Source organism: Gracilibacillus sp. YIM 98692 (assembly GCF_010993965.1).
Taxonomy (GTDB): Bacteria; Bacillota; Bacilli; order Bacillales; family Amphibacillaceae; genus Gracilibacillus.
Genome location: NZ_WIXM01000011.1, coordinates 44,846 through 61,118, shown reverse-complemented (window position 1 = coordinate 61,118; position 16,273 = coordinate 44,846). Strand labels below are relative to the sequence as shown.

Genomic DNA, 16,273 nt, shown 5'->3' with positions numbered 1-16,273 from the left:
ATCAATTTTAATTTCTGTTAACAAGGGGGGTGAAAAAACTTGTTGCAAAATATCGGAATACCGGGCCTGATTCTTGTTCTTGTAATTGCATTGGTCATCTTTGGTCCTTCTAAACTGCCTGAGATTGGCCGTGCGTTTGGTAATACGTTAAAAGAATTCAAAAAATCAACCAATGACCTAATGTCTAGTGATGAAGATAACCAAAACCATGAATCATATAACATTCCTTCACTAGAAAAGAAACAAAACAAGACAGGAAGTTAAAGAAAACTCATCGATTAACGAGCCCTTAGCGAAGTTAGAGGCGTAATTGCTCTTATCTATCTTCCTCATCATGGTGGCTACGTTGAATTTACTTCATCTCTAACAGGTATAAATGCTAATACGGATACGGCAAATCTAGGTGTAAGCTACTACTCTTCAACAGCTTACACCTTTCATTTCAAAAAGGAGTACTTTTCATGGATTATAAAGAAATGCATGTGTTAGAACATTTAGAAGAATTACGTAAACGAATTATTTTGATCCTAATTGGTTTCATCCTATCTTTTTTCCTTTCTTTCCTTTTTATAGATAAAGTCTATCAATATTTAACGAAAGACTTAAACGATAGATTAGCATTACTAGGACCAAGTGATATCCTATGGGTTTACATGATGATGGCTGGAATTGTTGCTCTTGCCACTACGATTCCTATAGCCGCTTATCAATTGTGGAAGTTTGTCCAACCAGCTCTCACAAAAGAAGAACAAAAAGTTACCTTAGCCTTTATCCCTGGTTTATTTTTACTATTCATTGCAGGAATAGCTTTTGGTTATTATATTTTATTTCCCATGGTTCTTTCTTTTGTGCATTCTCTCTCTGGCACGCAGTTCGAAACTTTCTATACGGTGAATAAATATTTTCAATTTATGATAAATATCAGTTTACCTTTTGGTTTCTTGTTTGAAATGCCAGCTGTTGTGATGTATTTAACTAGATTAGGATTGATCAACCCACTTAAATTGATAAAGTTTCGAAAATATTCCTATTTTGTCCTGGTAGTCATTTCTGTCCTGATCACACCACCCGATTTCATCTCAGATATTCTTGTAATCATTCCATTATTCGTTTTATATGAAATGAGCATCTTGTTGAGCAAAGTGATATATAGAAAAAAGGTAAAGGAGCAGACTCACGCTGCTTAATGGGTCTGTCCTTTACTACTTTAAATCCCTTCCTATCCACTTCTCTATAAAGTTCTTTACCAGAAAGGATAATATCGGAAAATAGAAATTTATTATTCTTTTGAAGAAAGTTTATCTCGGTCAACCGCTGTTGGCGGTTGTTCCATCCACCCATGTTCAATCATGATATTAGCACCGTCTTCTACATATAGAGAAACATCCATTAGACATCTTCCATATAATGCCCCAATATCCTTTCTGCCATTAAGAGATGATCCATTTGCATATTCCCTTATTTTCATGGAGAACATGTCCAACTTATGAAGAATCATCAGTTTATCAGAGAATGGTGGAATAATAGATGAAGTAACTAAATGATCTACAAGTGATGGAGACGGTAAATGCTCCTCATTTAGTTTTCTCGAAAACATTTCTATATGCTTTTTATTGATTTTTTTACCCCGTTCTAAGAAATTCCTTACTTTTTTATGTTGTGCTACTTGACTAAATCCAATAATGAGTGCTTTGCTTGTGATGTCGTTGTTAATGTTACCGAATAAATGTGCAATCTCTAATCCGTGAAGTGATCTGACATCGCCTAAATAACCATTCAAGAAGCTTTGTTTGTTAACAAAATCAACTTGCTTTGGATTTGGAATTGCTGGTGCATTCGTTAACATTCCCTTTGATTTTAAAATGTCATTGGTATAGGTTATCAATTTAACAGTTTCACTAAGAGCTTTCACATAAAAATCCCTTATATCTTTTCTAGTTACTAGCGGAATGGCAGCACTATAAATGCTCATTCCTGCTTTCCCTACGTATTGTAAATAATAAAGGTAAAATTCATCCTTGAATAGTCTTGGTGCGTCTAAATTTACATCTTCATTTGTTAATCCTATTGGTATAGGAAAGTTTGCTTGATTAAAAATCTCTGTTATCTCATCTATATAAGTTTTACTCAATCCTAATGCATACTCTAAAACTTCTTGTATATCCGCATCTTCTACATGTCTCAAATAATAACTTAACACACATTTTGCCATGGTATTCCCATTATATGTAACCCAAAGCTTTCCCATTTCTGCTGATGTTAAGCTTGATATATCCGTATCCATTATTAACACATCTCCATTTGTCACATTTTTTATTAGTTTGCTTTAATTTCTATAAAAAATACGTTACCCAAATATTTTAATAAAGTGAAGCTTCCATCAGTTGGGGGTTCTTCATATCCACTGATGGTTAGCGAAAAATAAAAAATAAATCTTCTATTTTGCTTGTTTTGAATTACGGACAAATAGAAACGTCAAAGTCAAGTTTATAATTCGCCTTATTATTTGAGAATAACCGGGCTCTTCTTTATAAAATCAACAAAATGATTCAAACCAACTTTAGTAAAGCGTGTCTTTTTCTTTACCAAATATAAGTCCCTTGTAAGGTAAAAGTCCTTAATTTTCACTTCCCTTAATAAGCTATATTTTAATTCGTTTTTTATCGTTAGTTTGGGCAAAACGCTGATACCTAGCCCAGCTTCTACTGAAGAGAAAGAAGCGAAGATCAATAAGTGTGAACTACAAGTAGCCAGGTACATTTTTACTCGCAGGAGTTTATGTAGGATTATTAGAAGATATTATCGAAGGCAGACTCTTACTAAGAATTCACAGCTAAAAGTATTGAAATATACATCCATGTAACCATGAAGATGAGAAAAAAAGACTTCCCAAAAGTTTTAATCAACTAATGAGAAGCCTATAAATATTCTACACTATGTTAGCATTTTGTTAGCAAAATTCCCAAATATCCTTATATATCAAGGGGTTCGGGGGCTATTACATCATGCCGCCCATCTTTTTTTAGGTTTTTCGGTGTTTTCTCAACTTTTCTTTTTCTGCAAAATCAACAAAATATCATGAAGTAAATATCATTCAAAAGGTGCTATTTTGTTTTTTATTTTCTCTTTCCGTGACATTTCTTGTGACAATTCAAAATGTCACATGGATTAATGATTTACAATTAAGTAAAAATGGTTGTGGTCGTCAAACATTACATTTTGGATTTTTAGCAGGAGATTTCTTTTGTTTGATAGGGATGGTCTTTTGCTCGTTTTTCTTAGAAATCTTCCTGCTTATTTCTTCAGTGTATCCGAATAAACGGAATGAAATACCATCATTTACTTTTTTACAAAACCATGCAATTTGTGCCCAATGAACAAACCAGTTAGACTAGCTACATTTACTAATAAATAAATCACTTTTTCACACATTTTTTTCAAGAAATAGTCATAATTATGGAATACGCATAAGCTGTAGTGTAGCGTAACTCAGACTGCCCGTTATGATTACATAAAAAAGCACCTACAATTTAGTAGGTGCTTACGTATTTAATCTAAATTTTCAACTGCATAATCTGCTTGTTCTTGTGTGAATTGATCTCCATAGTCTGAAGATAATTGATCTCTAATTGCTTCAAGCGACATATCCATAGTTTCTTGGTAATTCCTTGCTGATTTTAAGGCGTTCTCATTCCAATCTGCTTCTATATTATCTATAGCGTATTGCGCCTCTTCATCTGTGAATTGTTCTCCTTGTTCCGAAGTTAATTGATCGTATATACTTGCTTTAGACATATGCATAGTCTCACTGTAATTTTCTGCTGATTTCAATGCATTTTCGTTCCAATCAGCCTCCATATTATCAATTGCATACTGAGCCGCGTCTTCAGGAAATTGATCACCATATTCGGAAGTCAACTGGTCAAAAATCCCTGCTTTTGACATATGCATCGTATCGGAATAGTTTTCTGCTGAATTTAACGCAGATGTGTACTCAGTAGGAACATCGTCTTCAGTATTTGTTTCTTCTTCCTCTTCTTTTGGTTGCTCATCTTCTTGTGGTTGTTCCTCTTCTTTTGGCTTTTCTTGTTCTTCCTCTTCTACTTCTTCGGTTAATGGCTCTTGATCGTTATCACCAGCAAGTTCTTCATCTGTTGTATCCTCTTCACTAAAAACTGCTATAAGAAATATAATACCGGCAACTACACTAGCTATCGAACGTAATACAACCCCATGATGTTTATACTTCCACATTAAAAATATACCTACTGGAGCCAATAAAATTAATGTTACCCATGCAAACCATGCGCTTTGATAAAACTTTTTCTTTTCCTCCATCTAATTTACCCCCTACTTTAAAATCGTATGGTAACAATTTACCAGATTACACCGTTTGTTACAAACACTTAACCTTCTTTTGCCCCACTAAAATTAGCGACCTTCCCCTGCGGTTGATCTTTTTTAACTACATCACCGAGTACATGCTGATGCACAATCGATAATTCATGGATCACACTTGCTAATTCATCCTTTCTCTCCTGGTTATCTAAATCATCTGTCACTTTAATTAACTGATCCATACACTTACTTATTTTCTCTGCGTTTTTGAACATAATAATTCACTCCCCTTTTCAGTTTATTAATCGGCTATTCCTTTTTCCTTTAGATAGTCAATCTCTGCATCTAACACAATTTGAATTACATTAACAGATACATTTGTTTTTTGTTTAATATATTTAATCAAATCTTTTTCATTAACTTCCACATAATTTCCTCCTTAATATATTTGAAATTTAAGCCCATGCTTCACACAAGCATCATGAAGCTTTTTCTTTCTTGTTTCAGATAATGAGTACCAAATCAATGTGGGAGTATAGTGATATTCCTTTTTTATGATTCGGGATAACTCTTTATATTTTTTGATCTTTTCATAATTAGTTTTCATTGTTTGAACATTATCAATCTCCACAAAATAATATCGTCCTGCTCTTTTAAACCTAGCATCAGATATTAACGTATCATCATTAAAGTTGATTGGTCTTTCTTTTTCCCAATCTTTAGGCATACCAAGTTTTATATACAAATCATTGCGCATTAGAGTGTGTTTGATCTTATCACGTTTTAATTTGCTTTGATTGGATCCCACACGCTCTTTACCTCGATTGCTCAAATAATAAATTTTCTTTTCATATCTCACTGTAGATATGAGTTTATCTTTTTCCATTCGATGCAAGATTCGCTGTGCATTCCGATCACCGCCTAGCTTTTCAATAATTTGCAGCTGCTCTCTTGTAGCAAAATTTAATTCATTCAAACGTAACAGTATCTTTTCTTCTCTCTTGATCCTTTTCTCTTGTTGGATCACTTTCCTCAAACCTCCTTAAGCGTTCCCACATTTCTTTATTGTTTATAAAAGGAGTTTGAACAATCTGTTCTTCTGCTGTTTTATAAATCGCACGACCAGGATATTCTAGGCTTTCTGCACCTATTTGATCCAACGCCACTTCCGATTGTTTTATAGTGCTTAATCGAAAAGATACTTTAGCTAATGAATTAGCTTTTATTTGACGATCTAAAATATCGGATGTTGGGTATTGTGTTGAAAATAATAAAGAATACCCAAGCTGACCAGCAACTCTTGCTATATAACTCAAAATTTCTTGGCATTTTTTTGCATGTTCTTTATCCTTATCACTCATGCTTTTATGCGGTACTAATTCTCCAGCTTCGTCAATAATGATGAATTTACGTGTTTTTGCACCTGCCTCTTTTGCATTTTCTGCATTTATTTCTTTAAAATAATTTAAGTCTCTTTTGATATCTGCTTTAACCATGCTTAAAGCATTTTTGGAATCACTAAGATCACCAGCTACTATATTTACTTGTTTTAAATTTCTGTATCGGTGAAAAGCTAAACCACCTTTTAAATCAAGAATGTAAAACTCTACACCATCAGGATTATTTTCAATTAGATGCGTCATTAACATTTTCATAAAAACCGTTTTCCCCCATGTGGTTGCACCAGCAATAGTCATGTGCGGTACTGAAGAAAAATCATGAGTAATCAATCCGTCTAATCCGTAACCTATAGGAACATTCCATTTCGGTAATTCAACAAAAGAATAGTCATACTTTTTTCTTAATGGCTCTTTATAAACTTTAATTTTTAACTTAGTATCCATTTTAAAAACAACAGGTTTATTTAATGTTTTTTCTAATATGAATTCTAGCTTTGGGTTATCAGTTAATCCATACGGTAAGTTATATGCATATACAGTGTAACCCTTTTTTTTATGGGTATAGCAATGCATGGGTAATTTATCTTTTACTCTGAATCCAGTATTCTCAAATGTTTTTTCAATTTTCTTTTTATCAGAAACTGGACCAAATAAAGAACGGTGCAGTAAATAAGAGATTCCAGACCAAACACCTAATTCGAGCAACATCTATATAACCTCCTGTTCCGCAAGGTAACTGTCCAAATATTCTTTTTCTTCAAACATATTACCGTTGATAATGAAAGCTATATTTTGAAAATCATATTCATAAACAATTTTCTTTTCTTTTAATTCTTCTTTAATCCTATCCAACATTCTTCTATTCATTTCATCAAATCTCATTTTAAATTCCTCCTAAATGGAACAACATTGTCTGTATTCGTTGTAACCTCTACCACTTCTTCTTTTTCCTCTTCCTGTTGTTGTGGTTTAATACGATCATGGTAAAAGTCCATTGCGATAAATCCAAAAACCATGCAGACCGCACCGTAAATAGTTATCATTATCTTAACCTCCTCATGTTGTACACGATATCATCTACAGTGATCCACCCTTCTTCTATATCATCCTTTGTTTCTTCATACGATAAACCACGGAAAGCATCACAATCTACATAATCCAAGAAACAATCAATCATGTTTTCTTCTGTCGCTTCTGCATCAAAGTATCCTGCATTATCTAAAGCCTTTCTAATATTCATGGAATTTCACTCTCCTTCCTCAAATTTCATTCTTCATCATCCCATTCATGGATTCCAAATCTAAATGTCGTCCCACAATCACTACAATCGACCGTTTCATTAAATAAATTCATTTCAGCGAATTCTTCAACACTTTCGGGGTCGTTAAAATTAACATTCATCATATGTGAACCACAATTGCTACAAACAATTTCAAAATCAGGATCAAAAGGATCTCCGCATTTTACACACTTTGGTAAATCACTCATTTTATATCTCATCAACACCCCGCCTATTTAGAAAAATCATCCCACAGATCTCTGGATAAATCGTAATAACCAGTTAACTCTTCATCATCGTGAACATCAAAATCAACCATATGGCGGTAAATACTAGCTTTCTGATCTTTATTAGCACTTTTTGATAATTCTCTCAATTCTTCAGATGAATATAAAAACGGTGTATCTTCTAATCTTTCGTATTGAGAATCCTCTCGCTGCTCGCGCTTCGCATTGTTAATTCCACTAAAAACGGATTCCAGAAACCTCATTCCCGGCCCTCCTTTCGTTTCGCATATACAAACGAATATACACACGAATATTCTAGATACGAATCACAAAACGAATATTCCGATGTTGTTATATCAGTATTTAATAAGTAATAAACAAGCTGTAATTTCTTGTGCATATGAAAGAACAAAAATACGATAGCAAATGAAGTGATTGAATTTACTAAATTGTATGGGCGAATAACATAAATGATGCCTGTCTATTAAAGAAAACTTTAATAAAAATACATAAATGATTTATTTTTTAAAAAAGAGGAATTTTAAAGAATGAAATTGAATATTAATAATAAGTTATTTTGAAAAGGAGTTTATGTAGTGAATTGGAATCCGAGAATAGGGGATATAAGAAGAGAGAAAGGACAGAGGCAAAATTACATAGCAAATAAAATTCATGTATCTACTCAATCACTTAGCGCTTGGGAAAGGGGAGAAGCATACCCAAAGGCTAATTATTTGTTTGATTTAGCTGAAGTTTTGGAGTGCAAAGTAGATGATCTTTATGAAAGAGGAGAAAATGAAGAGAAATAAAAAAAGAGCAAAGGTTTTAGACTTTGCTCTAATCACACCTTTCAAAAATACACACCTAATCAATCGCTCCAAATTGATTAAAATGATCTACTTCATGGATCCCTTTTTTAATATCCTCCCAGTGAGATTCTATGTAGTGTTTTAAATCTGACATTTTTTCAGGTATGTTCTTGATCTCATTTTCGTAATAAACAAACGAACGGCCATGTAAATGATCGTATACTTTCACTACAATTCTTCTTGACTCCTTATCTTTCATTGATACTAGACTAAATCGTTTATCAAACTCTCGATTTCTCATCATACACCTCCCTCTTTTTGACTTCGATAATTTTATTCGACATTTACTAATTATTTCCTTGTTAAGATTTCTTTACGTACTTGCGGTTGTTATTTTATCCTCATTTGCATATAATAAGAACAAACGTTCTGTACAGGAGGTTAAAAATGATGAAAGCTAACAAACTTACACATGGATCTAATTTGTTGTGGGAATCGAGTCGGATGATGTTACCTGAGCATAAGGAAGTTATTAATCAACATTTGGAAGCGAAAAAGGATGTAAAGAAACCTATACTGTCTGAGGATCAGCTAGAAGAAATGGAACGAACGATGCAAGAAGCTATGGAGTTTGATAAGAAAGTAGATGTTGTTTTTCATCACAACAAAAGAATGCATACTGTGGAAGGCTTTATTTTGAAAGCTGTAGAAGGTCGAATAGAAGTGGATGCGTCAGATGGGATTGACTTTATTAAGATTAAAAATGTTGTAGATATATCTATACAATAATCCTTACCAACACTTTGCAGGGTCTCCAATATGTAGTGTTGGTAAGGAAATATCAGGGAGGGGCACTCCCTTTCAAAATATTATAGCACATTTGTTATTTAATGGAAAACCCACCACTAATTAGTGATGGGTTTTTCCTAAAAATATTACAACGTACTATGATGCCTCAGTTTTTTCCTCAACCTCAAAATGTTCTTTGATTGTCAAACCAATACAAATACATTTCATATTATCAAAGTTAGAGTTTATTACATTACCTTCTCTAATTTTAATATGTTGAATCTTCTCATGATCTTCAAAGCGTTTTTTTATCTCTTTTAGAAATCCAGTTTTTCTCTCATAACCTAACAAATAAATACTTTTATAACCATTGTTGATACCTTCATTAATTCTAAATATGTATGGATCAATACCTTTGCCATGAAGAGTTTCCATTTTTCCAACTAATATGACTCTCAACTTAAAAAGGTTTGAATCTAAGTTCAATTTAGCAATCTGATCATATTTTTTAGTCGCAATTGCATGTAAAAATTTAATAAGCTTTTCAATTTCATCTTCAACTATTGCCTTTTTTATATTGTTTGGATAAATTCTTTTTCCCATTTTCCATAATTCTGGAATTAAAATCTGTAAAAACATAGCGTTATTATCCAGATCGGTTAGTTCATTATATAATTCTTCAATCTCTGGTTTATCTTTGAATACTTCTTTTAGTATGTCAGTGACAAAAAATTCTAATGAATCTTCATTTTTATCAGTAATAATTCTTCTAGTTACCAAAAGGCTACAACTCTCCATTATTTCTTCAGGAATATATCTTCTAGCAACCGGTAACAAACTTTTATTGACATAGCTTGATGTAGCTAAAGCAAATGTTCTATTTCTATCATCATGATAGTCTAATTTAACCACCACTTTTCCCTCATTCACAAATGCTTCTCTAGTTGTATTTTTTACCCATTTGATTTTTGGATTTGTTGGCAAAATTTCTTCCCCAATTTCTTTGTTTAATTCAGTTGTAACATTAGAAATTTTAAATTCAAATGATCTTGAGACATTTGCTTTTCGAGCCCATTTATAAAAAGTAAATAAAGCAACAAATACTAAACTTATTCTTTTTCCCCAGTCGGGTTTTATAATGAATAACACTACAATAGCACAGAGAATTATATAGAATACTCCCTTGTCTTCTAAGAAATTTAAGAGATTAATCAACTCCTGCATTTTACTTTTCTACCTTTCTATTAAAGGCATCATTACACTTTGATTTATTGCAACAGATTTGAACATCATCATCCATAGGAAATACCGTTTGGATATCACTAACATCCACAATACTATTACAAAAATAACATTTCTTTTCACCATTTTTGATTTCTTCGAGTACGCCTAAAGAATCCAGGAATTCTTCTAACTCTTCACTATATACGGCATTAATTTCTGCTGTTTTCATAGAATAAGCCTCCCTACCTATTCTCAAAGTATCAGATAATAGTTCTTTAATAACTTTTACCATAATTTTTCATCCTTTGTCAACTAATCCTTAACATTATAATCAAATAAAACTAAACTTATTCAAACAAAAAAAGAGCCATGGCTTTCCACACCATGGCCCGAACCTTTGTCGCTTATAGATAAATCGATCGTTTGCATTCACTGAAATTTCACATAACTTTATACCACCAATTGTTTTCGTCTAACCATTTGCAAAACTTCTCGTAATCACCTCCTTTAATCTTAGCGAGTACATGAGGGTTCTTCCCTTCTCCTACAAATTGTACACTTGCTTCTAAGTTATTTTTTCTAAAATAGTTTTCCATTTCATCCACGTTAGATGAAGTTAAACCGCCTGTGCGTATCGTTTGTGGTATTTCTACCGCATATTTTTTAGAGAAGAAGAGACCGCCACCTGCAGCCCATACTCCATTTTCTCCTTCTCCGTATACTTTTAATTTGGTTCCTTCTCTTAACATTTTGCTGTATTTGGAGAGGTTGGGGTGTTCATAAGCATTCACATCTTCTGTAATCTTCACTAAACGTGGATACTTAGAGAATGATCTTACTTTTGGTAAGTTTTTTACGTTGTGTGAAGCTATTTCTTTTTCAGGAATGTACGTCTTATCAAATACATTCTCGATATAGTATCTAGCTACAGCTTCCGCATACTTTTTCCAATCATTGATGATTTTATCGGTGTCTTCTTTGTTATCAGCAAAACCGTATTCCACAATGATTGTTTTAACATGGCCTGTCATTCGGTGCATGAAGTAATAGTCTTTTCCGCTCTTTCCACTTTTAGAAAAGAACCTTCTGTATGATGCACCCTCATTTACTAACGTTTTTAAGATTCCTTCTGCGAGCTTACCGTTTGTAGCAATTGAGTGGATAGTTTCAGCACCATTTGCTTTACCATTAAAAGCGTTAATGTGGTTTGATATGCAATAATTTGCTTGGCTTCTTTTTACACGTAAAGTACGTTCATAAGAATCTAAATACTCATCATTACTACGTGTTAACACCACAGTGATACCATTTCTCTCAAAATGCTTCTTTTGCTCTTTGGATATTTGAAGTACCATCTCTTTTTCTTTAAATTGATCGTTGGAGCCACCGCCATGATCTTTTCCGCCATGTCCAGGGTCAATGCAAATGATTTCTTCTATACTCATCATTTACCACCCTTTTCATAAGATTCATCTTTGAAAATTTCAATCGCACGTTTCAATGGAGTTGGAATTGGCATGCCTATTCTTCCTAGATTCTCGCTAATGCTAATAAATTCATTGACTAAATAATAAAGAATGGTTGCGCTCATTACGCTTAGCTCCCATTCTCCAATAACCAATGACTCGCCAAATTGTTCAAGATAAACTTTATCCAGCATTCCAGCAATAGCCACAATACCAAAGATTAAGACTTTTTTTGTAATTCCGTACAGCCCAACTTTACTTTTAACTTTTCCCTCACGTCCGGCTGCAACCAACCCTGTTATATAGTCAAATGTAATAAAGATAAGCAACGCTATCAGCAATTGTGACCAACCCCCGAACAAATAAGAAAAAATAAAAGCAACTACTGCTGTAGCTGCCTTCGCTTGGTTAATAACCATCTCCATGCATTAGCCTCCTTAATTTTTAGCATAAAAAATAACACCTGGTTAGGTGTCTAAGCGCTCCAATACTTCTTCTAATAAATCTGCAATATCTCGATTGGTTGGATTGTCCTTGCCTTTAACCGCTTCTAGCCTCTTCTTCCTTTCCGACTTCTCCACTTTAAATCCTTTTTTATTACCGTTATTCAGTCTGTTTACGATTGGCCTTTCTTTACGTGGCATGGATCACAACCTCCCCGTTACACATTTGAGGTACATTTGTCTTAATTGTAAAATCTCCTGGCTCTTCACTAGAAAAGGTGATCTCCGCTTGACCGTTCGTTGTGGAGACGGTTTGTTCTTGACCTTCTACTTCGAATATAATATCGCCTTCCCATTCCGTTTGCGGTTCATCTAGGTAATTGTAAATCTCTGCCGTTATTGTTGCTTCGGTTTGCCCGTCGGCTGGAATAGATGTTTGATTGGTTGAGACTTTTGTGTAGTATTCGGGTGTCGCCGCTTTAACAACTGTGCCGTTTTTGGTTATGCGGATTTTGTAAAGTATTCCGTTTTCTTTTTGATATTCAAACATTAAACAATCCCCCCTGCTATTCGATAGTAGAACCTCCTGCTAGTTGTAGAATCAGTTTGTACTTCGAGTTTTATAGAAGATTTAAAAAATATTTCTCTCGGTAATACAACCGCACTCGAATTGGATGGGTCTGTTTCGATAAAAGGATAACTATATTCATTGGCTCTTATTGAGTGTATAGTTCTATTAGTAGGTTGCCTAACATAGCTATAACTGTTGCTGTCCCCTCCATGTATTTCATTTTGATTTATCAACCCAAAAGTATAGTTAATATTGGAAAGAGATGTTTCATAAACAACCTCACCATCTATGGTTATTCGTGCCAAGTTTTCGTTATCGCTTGTATCATTCCATAGCGAAATAGTAGTGATATAACCCTCCCCATTTACCTCGAACACATTTTCATAGGTTAGGGTGTCGTTTACCTCATAAGTATCTTCATGTACAAGCGTCTCGTATTTTCTCCAACCCGTACCACCACTTTTCGGAAAAACGTCAAAACTCATTATTCAATCACCCCGCTTATAGTTACCGTCAGTGCTCCACTTGTTCCTTGTAAACCGCTGAGGAAATCGCTAGCTTCTAATACTTGATTAAATGTTAAATTCGCAACACTGTTTCCAGCTACTTCAACACCCTTCGCAATTCGGTTTGTATCTCCTGCTGAACCTCCGTTAGGCACAATAGATAAATCGAAGGTTGCATCCGTATTGGTTACATTTGCTACCGTCACTTGAAACTTATGAACCTTTGAATGAGTGTTATTTGTTCCGACGGTATACAACGTTTCTTCTGTTGTTCCGGGTTGACCTTGATATAACCGTTCATTAGTAGCCATGTGTTATAACCCTCCCCACATTGAAAATATCTCTAAGTCCGTAGTTATACTGTCCACTTCACTTTTGGTGTACGCTCCTGCTTGCGATGCGGTCACGTTATGTGGGTTCGTATCATCGGACTTATGTGCATCAAATTCATTTTTGTGATCATCAAAATCATCCTGTGTGACAAAACCAGTGTTAGAGATATCTGCTGTGATGCTATCGGCATTTCCTATGACAACCATCGTATCAAACTGATTGTTTACAACTGTCGCTCCACCCTCTGGTGGTAAATAGTCCGTTACGACGGCTGTAGAAAAGGCGTAAAGAATTTCACCAATATCAGGATCTTGAGCAAAGATACCCACTTCCTTTACATAGAATCCTTCATTTACACCCTCATTGGTCATGTTGGAACGAATCAGACACGTACCATCCTCTTCAGCTTGGACAACAGAAATGTTTAAATCTAGTAAAGGGTTAACGAGATCGTTTCGAGTTTCATAGCTATCTCCATCCACTAATTCTCCATCCCCAATTTTCACTTTATTAAAGGTAAGAGTTTCACCAGCTTCGGCTTTAGCTTGTAGACCCCGACCATTGTCCGTTAATTTCATTCCAGTATAATCAGCCAAAATGATTCACCTTCTTTCTATAAAAAATAGCACTCAATAGAGTGCTAAAAATACTTTTTATATAATTCTCTTCTTCTTTCACCGCTTAATGCAGCATATATGCGTGTGGTTTCAATTTTTTGATGGCCTGCCAATGAACTTATGACTTCCATTGGAGCTCCACGATCCATCAAGTGAGTACAGAACGAATGTCTAAATCGATGCGGATAAATGCTAACATCAATGTTTGCTCGTTTTGCGATTCTTTTTACAATATATCTTAGTTGCGCTTTAGATAAACGACGAGGTTTACCGTCGTTTTCTTTAAAAGTGTGATCAGTTGGGAATAAGCATTCCAGATCATCATTACGCTGACCTAAATATTCTTTTAACCAAATATAAGTTTTATTATCAAAAGGGGCTTCCCTTTCTTTATTCCCTTTTCCAATCACTGTTATATATCGCTGTTCAAAGTTGATATCCTTAATATTCATTCCCTGTATCTCACCGATACGACAACCACTGGAATAAAGTAAATTGATTAGCAGCTTTTCTTTAGCACCTTTTGCTGATTCTCTTAATCTCTCGATGTCTTCATCCTTGATGAATTTAGGTACTCTCATTCCCTGCTTTGGTTCTTTTAATTTGGCAGATTCATTTGTTTTTGTAATACCTTCATCATGTGCCCATTTGAAAACGGATCGTATAAACCTTACTCTACAGCCTAACGTTGACTTTTTAAGTCTTTCGGCATGTCTGTTAATGTACTGCTTCAAATGAATGTAATAGATTTCTTGAATATGCCTATCTCCTAAGTCTCTAATCAACAAATTCATTTGTAGCTTGTACGATTTCATAGTATACGGCGAAAATTCCAATTTCTTTTCTTCTTGAAACAGTGACCAAACCTCGGATAGTAACATATTGATCATCCCCTAATATTATTTCGTTACGTTTAACGTTACATTAAATTTATCATGTTACGTTTATCGTGTCAATATGTTATAGTAAAACAAAAAGGAGATGATCACTATTAAAGTTTCAATTAAGTTAAACAAATTACTTTCCGAAAAAAACATTTCACATCGTGAATTTGCTCGCATGACAGGTGTCAGACATCCATCAATAAGTGAGATGTGCAACAATGAAACAAAAAGATTACCTTTAGATAATCTCGCTAAGATTTGTGAAGTGCTGGAGTGTGATATTACAGATGTTCTTCAATTAGAAAAAGACCCTTCTGAATAAAATCAGATTGGGTCTTTTTTTGTGTGATCTGTGGGTAAATAATGATTATATCGCAGCAATAATCTGAAAAACAAATCCTGTTATTATTATAACAAGACCAGTTATAGTTATTTTTCGTTCTTTTTTTCTCAATTCTGGATAACCATTAACCTCATCCCATTCCTGCTCCAAACGTTTTTTGCTTACATCAAGATAAGTAGCAGATAAGATAACCACCCCAACTATATCTAATATAAGACCAAGTACTTGTAGGTCTAAATATGTCATAATGTCACTCTCCGATCCTTGAATTTCTATTAGATTAATATTTTGCAGGATTAGAGATATTTTTGCAACTAGGGACATCTTCTATTTAGTTCCTTGCGATAGAAGCATTTGCCCACATCATGGATTCTTCTAACTTTGTTAAAGCTAGTGATTTTTCTCTACTATCAGGGCAACGTCTGTCTATTATTTGCGCCATATGCTTAAAGTGCTCCCTTAAACCATTATAAACTTTGACTTTCTCTTCACTTGGAGCATGATACTTAAAGTTGTTTTCAATTTGTTGGTTCATTATATTACCGCCCTTTTTAATTATTAACGACATAAAACATACAGGAGTAGAACTCATTAATAAACTTTGTAATTACCTTGAGATCACGCCAGGTGATTTACTTAAACATGAAAAAGAGCAAGCAGATTAATACCTGTTTGCTCTTCAACTCTTTATTCAAATATAAACAATATAACTTGGCTAACTAAAAGTACAGCACCACAAATTATCACTGGAACCCATAATTCCTGATTCACAGAATAACCGATTCCTATAGTCGATATAATATTTAATGAAGCTGAAACGATTTTGGCCCCTATATACTTTTTTCTGGCTGGCTTCGTTTTATTATGATGATTAATATGGTCATTTAACAATTTTTCAACGTCATGATCTATTTGATCTCGTACAACGTCTAAAAGTTGTTCTTTTTCTTCCTCAGTTGCAGTATGATACCTATCTCCAAGCGCTTTTAATAAAATTTTATCCTTTTGTACTTTTATTAGAACCTCTTTTAATTGAGTCATACA

General features: G+C 34.0%; 32 protein-coding genes. 6 read left to right on the top strand and 26 right to left on the bottom strand.

All coding sequences use genetic code 11. From position 1 onward, the window contains the following. The first annotated feature begins 39 nt into the window (after window positions 1–39). Both GHD00_RS11695 and tatC read left to right on the top strand, forming a co-directional pair. Window positions 40–264 (top strand): twin-arginine translocase TatA/TatE family subunit, encoded by a 225-nt coding sequence (locus tag GHD00_RS11695; protein ID WP_163538348.1) that lies wholly within the window; start codon window positions 40–42, stop codon window positions 262–264. Between the two features lie 197 nt (window positions 265–461). Further along, entirely contained in the window at window positions 462–1,187 is a 726-nt protein-coding gene (gene tatC / locus GHD00_RS11690; RefSeq protein ID WP_163538347.1) for a twin-arginine translocase subunit TatC, read from the top strand. Window positions 1,188–1,279: 92 nt separating this feature from the next. Here tatC and GHD00_RS11685 read toward each other — a convergent pair whose 3' ends face one another. The 12 genes from GHD00_RS11685 to GHD00_RS11635 all read right to left on the bottom strand — a co-directional run bounded on the left by GHD00_RS11685 (window position 1,280) and on the right by GHD00_RS11635 (window position 7,507). Next, the gene (locus tag GHD00_RS11685) at window positions 1,280–2,284 is read right to left on the bottom strand and encodes a DUF3231 family protein (RefSeq protein ID WP_163538346.1); all 1,005 of its coding nucleotides are present in this window, start codon (window positions 2,282–2,284) and stop codon (window positions 1,280–1,282) included. Between the two features lie 218 nt (window positions 2,285–2,502). Beyond that, entirely contained in the window at window positions 2,503–2,760 is a 258-nt protein-coding gene (locus GHD00_RS11680) for a LysR substrate-binding domain-containing protein (protein ID WP_163538345.1), read from the bottom strand. Window positions 2,761–3,549: 789 nt separating this feature from the next. Next, window positions 3,550–4,338, bottom strand: coding sequence for an Ltp family lipoprotein (locus GHD00_RS11675; RefSeq protein ID WP_240468676.1), 789 nt, complete (start codon window positions 4,336–4,338; stop codon window positions 3,550–3,552). 68 nt (window positions 4,339–4,406) lie between these two features. Next, on the bottom strand, window positions 4,407–4,613 hold the full coding sequence (locus GHD00_RS11670) for a hypothetical protein (RefSeq protein ID WP_163538344.1): 207 nt from the start codon (window positions 4,611–4,613) through the stop codon (window positions 4,407–4,409). Window positions 4,614–4,639: 26 nt separating this feature from the next. Continuing rightward, window positions 4,640–4,765, bottom strand: a complete 126-nt coding sequence (locus GHD00_RS21285; protein WP_276208276.1) for a hypothetical protein — start codon at window positions 4,763–4,765, stop codon at window positions 4,640–4,642. A 12-nt stretch (window positions 4,766–4,777) separates the two neighbouring features. After that, window positions 4,778–5,365 (bottom strand): replication-relaxation family protein, encoded by a 588-nt coding sequence (locus GHD00_RS11665; protein WP_163538343.1) that lies wholly within the window; start codon window positions 5,363–5,365, stop codon window positions 4,778–4,780. Beyond that, complete coding sequence (locus GHD00_RS11660) at window positions 5,307–6,446, bottom strand: FtsK/SpoIIIE domain-containing protein (RefSeq protein ID WP_163538342.1); 1,140 nt, start codon at window positions 6,444–6,446, stop codon at window positions 5,307–5,309. Before GHD00_RS11660 ends, GHD00_RS11665 begins: the two co-directional genes overlap by 59 nt. Then, window positions 6,447–6,620 (bottom strand): hypothetical protein, encoded by a 174-nt coding sequence (locus GHD00_RS11655; RefSeq protein WP_163538341.1) that lies wholly within the window; start codon window positions 6,618–6,620, stop codon window positions 6,447–6,449. It abuts the gene before it with no gap. Next, on the bottom strand, window positions 6,617–6,781 hold the full coding sequence (locus GHD00_RS11650; RefSeq protein ID WP_163538340.1) for a hypothetical protein: 165 nt from the start codon (window positions 6,779–6,781) through the stop codon (window positions 6,617–6,619). Before GHD00_RS11650 ends, GHD00_RS11655 begins: the two co-directional genes overlap by 4 nt. Then, window positions 6,781–6,978, bottom strand: a complete 198-nt coding sequence (locus GHD00_RS11645) for a hypothetical protein (RefSeq protein WP_163538339.1) — start codon at window positions 6,976–6,978, stop codon at window positions 6,781–6,783. Before GHD00_RS11645 ends, GHD00_RS11650 begins: the two co-directional genes overlap by 1 nt. 26 nt (window positions 6,979–7,004) lie before the next feature. Continuing rightward, window positions 7,005–7,238: a hydrogenase maturation nickel metallochaperone HypA gene (locus tag GHD00_RS11640; protein ID WP_163538338.1), complete on the bottom strand. Its 234-nt coding sequence runs from the start codon at window positions 7,236–7,238 to the stop codon at window positions 7,005–7,007. An 11-nt stretch (window positions 7,239–7,249) separates the two neighbouring features. Further along, window positions 7,250–7,507 (bottom strand): hypothetical protein, encoded by a 258-nt coding sequence (locus tag GHD00_RS11635; RefSeq protein ID WP_163538337.1) that lies wholly within the window; start codon window positions 7,505–7,507, stop codon window positions 7,250–7,252. A gap of 333 nt (window positions 7,508–7,840) precedes the next feature. Here GHD00_RS11635 and GHD00_RS11630 point away from each other — a divergent pair, with 333 nt between their 5' ends. Beyond that, window positions 7,841–8,053, top strand: a complete 213-nt coding sequence (locus GHD00_RS11630; RefSeq protein ID WP_163538336.1) for a helix-turn-helix domain-containing protein — start codon at window positions 7,841–7,843, stop codon at window positions 8,051–8,053. Between the two features lie 55 nt (window positions 8,054–8,108). Here GHD00_RS11630 and GHD00_RS11625 read toward each other — a convergent pair whose 3' ends face one another. Further along, the gene (locus GHD00_RS11625) at window positions 8,109–8,354 is read right to left on the bottom strand and encodes a hypothetical protein (RefSeq protein ID WP_163538335.1); all 246 of its coding nucleotides are present in this window, start codon (window positions 8,352–8,354) and stop codon (window positions 8,109–8,111) included. 149 nt (window positions 8,355–8,503) lie between these two features. Here GHD00_RS11625 and GHD00_RS11620 point away from each other — a divergent pair, with 149 nt between their 5' ends. Next, on the top strand, window positions 8,504–8,842 hold the full coding sequence (locus GHD00_RS11620; protein ID WP_163538334.1) for a YolD-like family protein: 339 nt from the start codon (window positions 8,504–8,506) through the stop codon (window positions 8,840–8,842). A 156-nt stretch (window positions 8,843–8,998) separates the two neighbouring features. On the opposite strand, the gene GHD00_RS11615 is transcribed toward GHD00_RS11620, so the two are convergent. The 10 genes from GHD00_RS11615 to GHD00_RS11570 form a co-directional block, all read right to left on the bottom strand. Then, window positions 8,999–10,066 carry a hypothetical protein gene (locus GHD00_RS11615; RefSeq protein WP_163538333.1) on the bottom strand — a complete coding sequence of 356 codons (1,068 nt, stop codon included), beginning with the start codon at window positions 10,064–10,066 and terminating at the stop codon, window positions 8,999–9,001. Window position 10,067: 1 nt separating this feature from the next. Next, a complete protein-coding gene (locus GHD00_RS11610) occupies window positions 10,068–10,358 on the bottom strand; it encodes a hypothetical protein (protein WP_163538332.1) in 291 nt (96 codons plus the stop codon). A gap of 148 nt (window positions 10,359–10,506) precedes the next feature. Next, entirely contained in the window at window positions 10,507–11,511 is a 1,005-nt protein-coding gene (locus GHD00_RS11605) for an N-acetylmuramoyl-L-alanine amidase (RefSeq protein WP_163538331.1), read from the bottom strand. Continuing rightward, window positions 11,511–11,957 carry a phage holin family protein gene (locus tag GHD00_RS11600; RefSeq protein ID WP_163538330.1) on the bottom strand — a complete coding sequence of 149 codons (447 nt, stop codon included), beginning with the start codon at window positions 11,955–11,957 and terminating at the stop codon, window positions 11,511–11,513. The genes GHD00_RS11605 and GHD00_RS11600 overlap by 1 nt, the downstream gene beginning before the upstream one ends. Window positions 11,958–11,999: 42 nt before the next feature. Next, complete coding sequence (locus GHD00_RS11595) at window positions 12,000–12,176, bottom strand: hypothetical protein (protein ID WP_163538329.1); 177 nt, start codon at window positions 12,174–12,176, stop codon at window positions 12,000–12,002. Next, window positions 12,166–12,525 (bottom strand): hypothetical protein, encoded by a 360-nt coding sequence (locus tag GHD00_RS11590; RefSeq protein WP_163538328.1) that lies wholly within the window; start codon window positions 12,523–12,525, stop codon window positions 12,166–12,168. Before GHD00_RS11590 ends, GHD00_RS11595 begins: the two co-directional genes overlap by 11 nt. Next, window positions 12,525–13,031: a hypothetical protein gene (locus GHD00_RS11585; RefSeq protein WP_163538327.1), complete on the bottom strand. Its 507-nt coding sequence runs from the start codon at window positions 13,029–13,031 to the stop codon at window positions 12,525–12,527. Before GHD00_RS11585 ends, GHD00_RS11590 begins: the two co-directional genes overlap by 1 nt. Then, entirely contained in the window at window positions 13,031–13,363 is a 333-nt protein-coding gene (locus tag GHD00_RS11580; RefSeq protein WP_163538326.1) for a hypothetical protein, read from the bottom strand. Before GHD00_RS11580 ends, GHD00_RS11585 begins: the two co-directional genes overlap by 1 nt. A 3-nt stretch (window positions 13,364–13,366) precedes the next feature. Next, a complete protein-coding gene (locus tag GHD00_RS11575; protein WP_163538325.1) occupies window positions 13,367–13,981 on the bottom strand; it encodes a phage tail protein in 615 nt (204 codons plus the stop codon). A 44-nt stretch (window positions 13,982–14,025) separates the two neighbouring features. Next, window positions 14,026–14,883, bottom strand: coding sequence for a tyrosine-type recombinase/integrase (locus tag GHD00_RS11570; RefSeq protein WP_163538324.1), 858 nt, complete (start codon window positions 14,881–14,883; stop codon window positions 14,026–14,028). Between the two features lie 100 nt (window positions 14,884–14,983). Here GHD00_RS11570 and GHD00_RS11565 point away from each other — a divergent pair, with 100 nt between their 5' ends. Beyond that, window positions 14,984–15,208 carry a helix-turn-helix domain-containing protein gene (locus tag GHD00_RS11565; RefSeq protein WP_276208275.1) on the top strand — a complete coding sequence of 75 codons (225 nt, stop codon included), beginning with the start codon at window positions 14,984–14,986 and terminating at the stop codon, window positions 15,206–15,208. 45 nt (window positions 15,209–15,253) lie between these two features. Here the strand turns inward: GHD00_RS11565 and GHD00_RS11560 are convergent, their stop codons facing one another. After that, window positions 15,254–15,475, bottom strand: coding sequence for a hypothetical protein (locus GHD00_RS11560; RefSeq protein WP_163538323.1), 222 nt, complete (start codon window positions 15,473–15,475; stop codon window positions 15,254–15,256). An 85-nt stretch (window positions 15,476–15,560) separates the two neighbouring features. Continuing rightward, a complete protein-coding gene (locus GHD00_RS11555) occupies window positions 15,561–15,764 on the bottom strand; it encodes an Acb2/Tad1 domain-containing protein (protein WP_163538322.1) in 204 nt (67 codons plus the stop codon). Here GHD00_RS11555 and GHD00_RS21470 point away from each other — a divergent pair. Beyond that, a complete protein-coding gene (locus tag GHD00_RS21470; protein WP_163538321.1) occupies window positions 15,742–15,894 on the top strand; it encodes a helix-turn-helix domain-containing protein in 153 nt (50 codons plus the stop codon). The two genes, GHD00_RS11555 and GHD00_RS21470, sit on opposite strands and share 23 nt — an antisense overlap. Before the next feature lie 22 nt (window positions 15,895–15,916). Here the strand turns inward: GHD00_RS21470 and GHD00_RS11545 are convergent, their stop codons facing one another. Beyond that, window positions 15,917–16,270 carry a hypothetical protein gene (locus GHD00_RS11545; RefSeq protein WP_163538320.1) on the bottom strand — a complete coding sequence of 118 codons (354 nt, stop codon included), beginning with the start codon at window positions 16,268–16,270 and terminating at the stop codon, window positions 15,917–15,919. Window positions 16,271–16,273 lie beyond the last annotated feature (3 nt).

What these genes read in the sequence shown, in the direction of transcription:
- tatC (WP_163538347.1), top strand. Translation starts at nt 462, where the DNA reads ATGGATTATAAAGAAATGCATGTGTTAGAACATTTAGAAGAATTACGT.
- GHD00_RS11685 (WP_163538346.1), bottom strand. Translation starts at nt 2,284, where the DNA reads ATGGATACGGATATATCAAGCTTAACATCAGCAGAAATGGGAAAGCTT.
- GHD00_RS11680 (WP_163538345.1), bottom strand. Translation starts at nt 2,760, where the DNA reads ATGTACCTGGCTACTTGTAGTTCACACTTATTGATCTTCGCTTCTTTC.
- GHD00_RS11675 (WP_240468676.1), bottom strand. Translation starts at nt 4,338, where the DNA reads ATGGAGGAAAAGAAAAAGTTTTATCAAAGCGCATGGTTTGCATGGGTA.
- GHD00_RS11670 (WP_163538344.1), bottom strand. Translation starts at nt 4,613, where the DNA reads ATGTTCAAAAACGCAGAGAAAATAAGTAAGTGTATGGATCAGTTAATT.
- GHD00_RS11660 (WP_163538342.1), bottom strand. Translation starts at nt 6,446, where the DNA reads ATGTTGCTCGAATTAGGTGTTTGGTCTGGAATCTCTTATTTACTGCAC.
- GHD00_RS11655 (WP_163538341.1), bottom strand. Translation starts at nt 6,620, where the DNA reads ATGAGATTTGATGAAATGAATAGAAGAATGTTGGATAGGATTAAAGAA.
- GHD00_RS11650 (WP_163538340.1), bottom strand. Translation starts at nt 6,781, where the DNA reads ATGATAACTATTTACGGTGCGGTCTGCATGGTTTTTGGATTTATCGCA.
- GHD00_RS11645 (WP_163538339.1), bottom strand. Translation starts at nt 6,978, where the DNA reads ATGAATATTAGAAAGGCTTTAGATAATGCAGGATACTTTGATGCAGAA.
- GHD00_RS11640 (WP_163538338.1), bottom strand. Translation starts at nt 7,238, where the DNA reads ATGAGATATAAAATGAGTGATTTACCAAAGTGTGTAAAATGCGGAGAT.
- GHD00_RS11635 (WP_163538337.1), bottom strand. Translation starts at nt 7,507, where the DNA reads ATGAGGTTTCTGGAATCCGTTTTTAGTGGAATTAACAATGCGAAGCGC.
- GHD00_RS11625 (WP_163538335.1), bottom strand. Translation starts at nt 8,354, where the DNA reads ATGAGAAATCGAGAGTTTGATAAACGATTTAGTCTAGTATCAATGAAA.
- GHD00_RS11620 (WP_163538334.1), top strand. Translation starts at nt 8,504, where the DNA reads ATGAAAGCTAACAAACTTACACATGGATCTAATTTGTTGTGGGAATCG.
- GHD00_RS11615 (WP_163538333.1), bottom strand. Translation starts at nt 10,066, where the DNA reads ATGCAGGAGTTGATTAATCTCTTAAATTTCTTAGAAGACAAGGGAGTA.
- GHD00_RS11610 (WP_163538332.1), bottom strand. Translation starts at nt 10,358, where the DNA reads ATGGTAAAAGTTATTAAAGAACTATTATCTGATACTTTGAGAATAGGT.
- GHD00_RS11605 (WP_163538331.1), bottom strand. Translation starts at nt 11,511, where the DNA reads ATGAGTATAGAAGAAATCATTTGCATTGACCCTGGACATGGCGGAAAA.
- GHD00_RS11600 (WP_163538330.1), bottom strand. Translation starts at nt 11,957, where the DNA reads ATGGAGATGGTTATTAACCAAGCGAAGGCAGCTACAGCAGTAGTTGCT.
- GHD00_RS11595 (WP_163538329.1), bottom strand. Translation starts at nt 12,176, where the DNA reads ATGCCACGTAAAGAAAGGCCAATCGTAAACAGACTGAATAACGGTAAT.
- GHD00_RS11590 (WP_163538328.1), bottom strand. Translation starts at nt 12,525, where the DNA reads ATGTTTGAATATCAAAAAGAAAACGGAATACTTTACAAAATCCGCATA.
- GHD00_RS11585 (WP_163538327.1), bottom strand. Translation starts at nt 13,031, where the DNA reads ATGAGTTTTGACGTTTTTCCGAAAAGTGGTGGTACGGGTTGGAGAAAA.
- GHD00_RS11580 (WP_163538326.1), bottom strand. Translation starts at nt 13,363, where the DNA reads ATGGCTACTAATGAACGGTTATATCAAGGTCAACCCGGAACAACAGAA.
- GHD00_RS11570 (WP_163538324.1), bottom strand. Translation starts at nt 14,883, where the DNA reads ATGTTACTATCCGAGGTTTGGTCACTGTTTCAAGAAGAAAAGAAATTG.
- GHD00_RS11565 (WP_276208275.1), top strand. Translation starts at nt 14,984, where the DNA reads ATGATCACTATTAAAGTTTCAATTAAGTTAAACAAATTACTTTCCGAA.
- GHD00_RS11560 (WP_163538323.1), bottom strand. Translation starts at nt 15,475, where the DNA reads ATGACATATTTAGACCTACAAGTACTTGGTCTTATATTAGATATAGTT.
- GHD00_RS11555 (WP_163538322.1), bottom strand. Translation starts at nt 15,764, where the DNA reads ATGAACCAACAAATTGAAAACAACTTTAAGTATCATGCTCCAAGTGAA.
- GHD00_RS11545 (WP_163538320.1), bottom strand. Translation starts at nt 16,270, where the DNA reads ATGACTCAATTAAAAGAGGTTCTAATAAAAGTACAAAAGGATAAAATT.